The 807-nt window shown below is 49.3% G+C and carries 2 protein-coding genes; both read left to right on the top strand.

Annotation, left to right across the window (positions count from 1 at the left end):
- Positions 1-422: ATP-binding protein (locus HAP95_RS08160; protein ID WP_215883770.1), on the top strand; the 422-nt coding region annotated here is incomplete at its 5' end.
- A gap of 52 nt (positions 423-474) precedes the next feature.
- The coding region (locus HAP95_RS08155; protein WP_215883769.1) for a single-stranded DNA-binding protein at positions 475-807 on the top strand (333 nt) is incomplete at its 3' end.

Raw genomic sequence — 807 nt, 5'->3', positions numbered from 1 at the left:
ACCCTGGCACTGGAAAAAATCACCTGGCATCTGCTATTGCGCATACTGTTCTATCCAAAGGACACAGCGTACTGCAGGTGACGGCCTACGATATCATAGCCAGGATTCGCCAGACCTGGCGACGGGAAAATGGAAAAGGGACCGAGCTGGAGGTTATTCGCGGATTCGCGGATGTGGATCTTCTCATTATTGATGAAGTAGGAAAGACCTTTGGTAGTGATGGTGAGCGGGTACATCTATTTGAAGTCATTGATCATCGATATCGCGACATGAAGCCCACGATCATTCTCTCCAATGAAGGCGTGGATGGTGTCGAGCGATTTCTCGGTATTGCTGCATTCGACAGGCTCTGCCAAAACGGCGAGCTGCTGATACTGGACTGGCAAAGCCATCGTCGCGGGAGGGCAAGCACTTCAAACTAACCTTTTGTTTTTCTTCTTCGTAAACCTTTCTTTATAGTATAGGAGAACCATTATGTCGGGTGTCAATAAAGCCATTGTTTTGGGGTATCTGGGGAAAGACCCAGAGGTACGTTATCAACCAGATGGAAATGCTGTGGCTAATTTCAGCATAGCGACTTCGGAATCCTTCAAGGACCGTGAAGGTAACAAAAAAGAGCGGACTGAATGGCATCGCATTACGCTCTGGGGTCGCCTGGCCGAGATTGCCGGACAGTATTTGCGCAAAGGCAGCATGGCGTATGTAGAAGGCAAGATACAGACGCGAAAATGGCAGGACAAAAACGGGGAAGAACGCTATACCACAGAGATTGTGGGCAACCGCCTGCAACTGATCGGCGGGAAACAT

The sequence above is a fragment of the Acidithiobacillus sulfurivorans genome, from assembly GCF_018853815.1.
GTDB classification, from domain to species: Bacteria; Pseudomonadota; Gammaproteobacteria; order Acidithiobacillales; family Acidithiobacillaceae; genus Acidithiobacillus; species Acidithiobacillus sulfurivorans.
Note: the sequence above shows the minus strand (reverse complement) of the source record. Positions and strands in the feature narration are given on the sequence as shown.